The organism is Streptomyces sp. SID4985 (assembly GCF_009863025.1).
Taxonomy (GTDB): domain Bacteria; phylum Actinomycetota; class Actinomycetes; order Streptomycetales; family Streptomycetaceae; genus Streptomyces.
This window is the reverse complement of sequence record NZ_WWIR01000665.1, coordinates 1-5,917: the sequence shown is the minus strand read 5'-3', so window position 1 is coordinate 5,917 and position 5,917 is coordinate 1. Positions and strand designations below refer to the sequence as shown.

3 protein-coding genes and 3 pseudogenes are annotated in these 5,917 nt (G+C 70.8%); 4 read left to right on the top strand and 2 right to left on the bottom strand.

Translation table 11 applies throughout. The features are described 5' to 3' along the window. Together GTW40_RS28885 and GTW40_RS28880 are read left to right on the top strand one after the other, a co-directional pair. Positions 1–261 (top strand): annotated as a pseudogene (locus tag GTW40_RS28885) (septum formation initiator); the annotation flags it as partial. After that, complete coding sequence (locus GTW40_RS28880) at positions 258–1,301, top strand: TadA family conjugal transfer-associated ATPase (RefSeq protein WP_237525797.1); 1,044 nt, start codon at positions 258–260, stop codon at positions 1,299–1,301. The pseudogene GTW40_RS28885 and the gene GTW40_RS28880, both read left to right, overlap by 4 nt. Here GTW40_RS28880 and GTW40_RS28875 read toward each other — a convergent pair. Both GTW40_RS28875 and GTW40_RS28870 read right to left on the bottom strand, forming a co-directional pair. Further along, positions 1,260–3,524 (bottom strand): site-specific integrase, encoded by a 2,265-nt coding sequence (locus GTW40_RS28875; protein WP_343245816.1) that lies wholly within the window; start codon positions 3,522–3,524, stop codon positions 1,260–1,262. The two genes, GTW40_RS28880 and GTW40_RS28875, sit on opposite strands and share 42 nt — an antisense overlap. 179 nt (positions 3,525–3,703) lie before the next feature. Continuing rightward, on the bottom strand, positions 3,704–4,999 hold the full coding sequence (locus GTW40_RS28870; RefSeq protein WP_343245815.1) for a site-specific integrase: 1,296 nt from the start codon (positions 4,997–4,999) through the stop codon (positions 3,704–3,706). 74 nt (positions 5,000–5,073) lie between these two features. Between GTW40_RS28870 and GTW40_RS28865 the strand changes: the two are divergent. Continuing rightward, a pseudogene (locus GTW40_RS28865) lies at positions 5,074–5,418 on the top strand (secretion protein); the annotation flags it as partial. Further along, positions 5,411–5,917, top strand: a pseudogene (locus GTW40_RS28860) (hypothetical protein); the annotation flags it as partial. The pseudogenes GTW40_RS28865 and GTW40_RS28860, both read left to right, overlap by 8 nt.

Below are 5,917 nucleotides of genomic sequence, written 5' to 3'. Positions count from 1 at the left end.
GGCCGCGTCGCCTCCGCCGTCGGCATGGTCGTGCGCGACCTGCGCGTGGCGGTGCGCGGGCCGGGCGCGCCCGGGCTCGACGACCGCGAGGTGGCCCGGCTGCTCGATCTCCCCCTCGCCGGGACCGTCCCCTTCGAATCCGTGCTCGCGCGGCCGCGCGGTACCACCAAGCCGCCCGGCGCGACCGGACGCGGCCCGCTGGCCCGCTTCTGCACCGCCTTCTGGGAGCAGGCCCTGGCCGAGATGGGAGGCCCCCGATGACCCTCCCCGGACTCGACCGGGCCGACGGCGCGGCCCTGCTCGACGGCGTGCGGCGCCGCCTGGCCGAGAGCGGCGCCGAACCCACCCCGGCCCGGGTCGCCCAGGCGCTGCGCGAACAGGGCCGGGTCCTGGGCGACGCCGAGGTCCTCGGCGCGGCCGAGCATCTGCGCTCCGAACTCGTCGGCTCCGGCCCCCTGGAACCGCTGCTCGCGGACCCCGCCGTCACCGACGTCCTGGTGACCGCCCCGGACCGGGTGTGGGTGGACCGGGGCGGCGGCCTGGAGCTGACCCGGGTGACCTTCCCCGACCCCGCGGCGGTACGACGTCTCGCGCAGCGGCTCGCCGCCGTCGCCGGGCGGCGCCTGGACGACGCACGGCCCTGGGCGGACGCCCGGCTGCCCGACGGCACCCGGTTGCACGCCGTGCTGCCCCCGGTGGCCGTCGGCTGCACCTGCCTCTCCCTGCGCGTCGTACGGCCTCGCGCCTTCACCCTCGCCGAACTGGCCCGCGCGGGCACCCTGCCACCCGCCGGAGACCGGCTCCTGCGCGCCCTGCTGGACGCCCGGCTGAGCTTTCTGATCAGCGGGGGGACCGGCACCGGCAAGACGACTCTCCTGAGCGCGCTGCTCGGCCTGGTCGGACCCGGTGAGCGGATCGTGCTCGCGGAGGACTCGGCCGAGCTGAGACCCGACCATCCCCACGTCGTACGGCTGGAGACCCGGCCCGCCAACCAGGAGGGCGCCGGTCTGGTCACGCTGGAGGACCTGGTCCGGCAGGCACTGCGGATGCGGCCCGACCGGCTGGTCGTCGGGGAGGTGCGCGGCCCCGAGGTGGTGCATCTGCTGGCCGCGCTCAACACGGGCCACGAGGGCGGCTGCGGCACCTTCTCCGAACTTAGAAGTCGCGCATGCTCCGAGCTCTCCCAGAATGGAAAGAGTGCTGGTCACGGGGCCTCCTCTCATGGAAGCGGCTCCGCCAGCGTGCTGGCGGAGCCGGGGTCAGGCTCGTGCGGTGATCTCGCCGAACGAGGGCATTCCTAGGTAGATCGACTGTTTTGATCTTGCTGTTTGCGCGTCCATCTGAGCGAGCTTGTCCTTGGCGCCTTCGAGGTTGGTCCCCAGGCCCTTGATTTCGCCGCCCCAGCCTTCGCGCTCGGCCTCGGCGATGCGGTCGACGAGGTTGTCCCTGATCTCGACCAGGCGCCGACGCTCGCGAGGGTCGGGCCGGAGCATCGGGCAGCGAATGCAGGCGTGCTCATGGATGCAGGACGTTCCGTAGGCTCGTCCGCAGGTGCCGATCGAGAGCTTGCGGAGCTCGAAGTGGCCCAAGAAGTCGTCCCATTCGGCGTCGGTCGGCCTGCGGTACTCCTCGCTGGGACGGGTCAACCTGCGCCGTGCGATGAACGAGCGGTGGGCCTCGATGGCCTCCATGGGATAGATCGCCTTGTAGCGCATGGTGGTTGAGATGTCGTCGTGCCCGGCGATGACCTGCGCGATGTGCGGTGGCAGGCCGTTCATGATGGCGTCGGTGATGAAGATTCTTCGGAAGTCGTGCGGCTGGTAGTTCAGCTGCTCACCGGTGTTGTCGGTGAGGCCGGCGAAGTCGAGGGCCTCGTTGAGGGCCCGGCGGATCGTGGTCTCGGAGATGGGGCGGTTCTGGCCGCCTGTGCGCCACTGGAACAGCAGCGGCATGGGCGGGTTCCACACCTTCTCGCCGGTGTCGTAGGAGCGGACCAGCGGGACGGTCCCGGAGTCGTCGCGGACTCGGCAGACGATGGCGGAGAGCACGTCGGCGAGTTCGGGGCTGACCAGCAGGAGCCGTTCCTGGTCGGTCTTGGAGGGAGCGATCTGCAGGAGCGGAACGATCTCCCCGGTGGTGGGGAGGGTGTACTGGGTGATGCTGTGGTGGCTGACCTCGAGCATCTCCTCGATGCGGACGCCCGTGTGGCGGAGGAACTCGACCGTCGCCCAGGCCCAGAAGGCCCGGTTCTCGTCGTATCCGAGCGTGCATCGCCGTCCGTGCTCGTCCCAGGCGCTGTTGGCGGCGATCCCGTCGGCCCAGCGGGGGTGCCGGATGCGGGTGTAGGTCTTGCCCAGGACCGAGAAGGTGGTGCCGGGGGCGGCCGCGATGGCGGCCTCGTTTCGCGTGCGGGCTTCCTTGAGCTGACGGTCCGCGGCCTCGACGAGGGCGGGCAGGACGGGCAGTCGTTCCCGGGTGCGCTGGTCCGATTTCGCCTTCTGCCGTCGGGCTTGTTTCTTGTAGTTGAGTTCGGCTTCCTTGATGGGGCTGGGTGCCACCCAGGGTCCCCAGCGGCCCGGTTCCTCGACGGCCCACTGCGAGATGTCGAGGTAGAAGGCCCGGATGACGGCCAGCACCGCGATGGCGCTGTGCCGTTCGGTGGTGATCTCGGTGTAGCTGCCGTCCGGCTGCTTCTTGAGGCGGGTCTTGGTGCGGATGCGTTCCTTCCATGCGGTTGCGACGTTCTTCGGCAGCCGGAGGGAGTCGATGCCGGGGTGGTGGCGTTCGAGGTTGGCCCAGAACAGCTGGGCGAGGTTGCGGGACAGACCTTCCAGCGACGTGTAGTCCAGGGCGGGTTGGCGCTCGGTGAGGTAGTCGACGATCAGGTCGCGGACCGGGCGGTTCTGTAGCTGGTAGCGGTCCACCAGCTCTTCGACGCTGACCTGCCCGGCCCGCCGCTTGAAGTCGCGGAGGGTGGCCGGCGCGTCTGGCGGGAAGACCTCGTGGTCCTTGAGCCAGAGGTAGAACAGCGACCGGCCGGCGCCTCGGGCCATGATCTCCTGCTCGATGCCCCGTAGTTCGAGGCAGTCGCCGACGACGATGTCGGCGACCTTGCCGCCCTTGGCCAGGATCATCGTGGAGATGGCGTTCCGGGCCTGCAGGCCGAGCTTGGCGTCCCAGACGCCCGGGGCGGCCTTGGTCTCCAGGGCGGCGAAGCCATCCGGGTCGCGGTACTCAGCCACCATTTGGCGCATGTGTCGTGACCGGCGGGTCAGCAGCCAGCTGGGGGCGGGCCGGATCACGTCCGCGCAGGCCATCGCGAGGATGCCCGATCGGAGGACGCCGTCGGGGATGGGGTCCAGGTGTTCTCGGACCCAGGGGCCGAGGTCGGGAAGGTTGAGGTCGAGTTGTGTGTCCAACGGGCTGTTGGACCAACGCTGTTGCCAGGTCTCGCCCTCGAACCGCTCCAGCCACCGCATGACGTTGCGGGCCCCGCGGGAGCGTGTGTAGCGCGTGTTCTTCACGGCGTTTTTGGACATCTCGTTGAGGACGTCGAGAACGGTGTCGGTGTCGGCCGCGGTCTCCGGCCAGGTCGCCGGGACGGACCGCGGTGGGTATTCCTTCTGCAGGGCCTTGAAGTGCGAGCCGTGAAACGTAAGAACAGGTCCTTGAGCTGGCACTTTGGCCAGCAGTGTCGTGCTCGTCATGACCGGCCGAACAGGACGTCCAGGCTCGCCGCGTTGTAGCCGGGAGCTGGTGGCCGTGGCTTCGGGAGCTTTCCTGCTGCCTGGCGGGCGTGGTGGGCGAGCAACTGCTCGACGATCTCGTCTTGGCTGGCCGCGAGGTAGATCTCCGTGGTGGACAGGTGAGCGTGGTTGAGGACCCATTGGACGTCCGTGAGGGACAGCTCGGGGTCGCGGGCCATGCGGTAGGCGGCGGTGTGTCTCAGGTCGTGAAGGGTCCAGTTCGTTCCCAGGAGATCGTTGGCCCGGTTGAACATCATGCGGGCCGCGTCGTACTCCAGTGGGCGCCAGGGCCTCCTGAGCGTCCACCACAGCGTCTGGTTGCGGCCCTGGGGCACTCCGCCTCGCCGGGCCTGTTCCTGGGCCAGGCGGAGCCAGACGAATGCGTCCGTCGAGGCGGGGACCTGCTGGTATTCGCGGGTGCCCTTGCGGGTCACCCCGATCAGTTGCTGGCCTGGATCGGCGTCCTTGGCCTTGCTGCCGAGGAGTTCCTCGGCCCGGACTCCGGTGGAGACCCAGAAGGCCAGCAGGGCCCGGTCGCGGTGGTGGTTGAGCGCGGCGAACAGGGCGTTGAACATCTCGTCGGGGATCCGCTTCGGGATCCGCTTGGGCACGGTCGGGCGGTAGCGGCCCGTCCGTTCGTCGAGGAAGACCTCCATGGGGTTGTGGTGGGCGTTCGGCCGGGCTGCCGCCTGAGCTCTGCGAGAGCGGCGGGACCGGTCGAGCGGGAACGGGTTGAGCAGCGGCCCGGCGCCCTCTTCGCAGTGGAAGTCGTAGAACAGCCGGATGGCCGTCTCGCTGTGGGCCCGGGTCGTCGGTGCGTACTTCTCGCCCGGTCCGGCCTTGCCCGTCAGCGGGTTCGGGGTGCCGCGATCCGGTCGGCTCTGCTTCGGGAGCCCGCCGGGCGGCAGTCCGTACTTCTGGTAGCGCCAGTGCAACCGCACGGGTTTGTCCGCGAGTTGGAGCCATCGGGCGAAGTCCCGGGCCTCGGCTCGGGTCGCCTTGTTCCACAGGATCTCGAGCGTCCACAAGAACCTGTGCCAGCGGAGCAGGTCCATGCCGTACGACCGGATCGTGGCAGGCGGCTTGGCGCATGCTTGCAGTTCGGCGAACCACTCGGCCGCTGGCTCGACGACGGTGTCTGCAGGGTCGAGCAGCCGGTACGGCTCCTCGGCCTTGCCCGTCTCTTCCAGTCGGCCGATCTGGGGCACGGTCAGGTTCGTCAGGTCCCTGCGGAGCACTTCAGGTGAGTTCACGGACGGGCTAACGCGAGAACCCTCATCTAGTCACTGAGCTGGGAAAACGACCTACTTAGTTCGGTCAACAGGCAGTGCACGCCAACGCGGCGGCCGACGTACCGGCCCGCCTTGAGGCGCTGGGTACGGCGGCCGGGCTCGACCGGGCCGCGCTGCACAGCCAGTTGGCGGCCGCCCTGTCGGTCGTGCTCCACCTCGTGCGCGACCGGACCGGACGGCGCCGGATCGCCGAGGTGCACGTCCTGGAGCGGGATGCCTCCGGGCTGGTGCGGACGGTGCCCGCGCTGCGCTGGGGCGAGCGGGCGTTCGTCGCCGAGCGGGGGTGGGGGCGGCTGCGGGAGCTGCTGGGCGGCGCGCGTGCCCAGGGAATCGAGGACCGCGTCAGCGGTCGTGGCGAGAGGAGCGGTGGCGATGGCTGAGGTCGGCATGGGTGAACTGGGCACGGGCGCGGCGCTGGTGTGCCTCGGGGGCATCGGGTGGCTGTACGGCACGCGGCAACAGGGCGTGCGCCGGGCGCGGTTGCTGCTGGCGGGTGGTGGAGCGGTGGCGACCGGGCCGCCGTCCGGGGAGCGGGTGGTGGCCGAACTGCGGCGGCTGACCGGCAGGTTGGGTGCCGAGTGGTGGTCGCTCGCGGCCGGGCTGCTGCTGGCGCTCCTGGGCGCCTCGGTGATTCCGGTGGTCGCGGGGGCCGCCGGGGTGCCGCTGCTGCGTCGGCTGCGGATCGCCCGGCAGGCCCGGCGGACCGAGGAGCGCCGGGCGGAGGCGGTGATCGCTCTGTGCGGTGCGCTGGCCGGGGAGGTGCGCGCGGGACGGCAGCCCGGTGAGGCGCTGCTGCGGGCCGAACGGGACTGCGGTGGCCTGGGGGAGGCGCAGGCCACCGTGGTCGCCGCCGCCCGCTTCGGCGGGGACGTGCCGGGC

Bases quoted from the DNA above. Each gene is read 5' to 3' on its own strand.
- GTW40_RS28880 (WP_237525797.1), top strand. From the start codon at position 258: ATGACCCTCCCCGGACTCGACCGGGCCGACGGCGCGGCCCTGCTCGAC.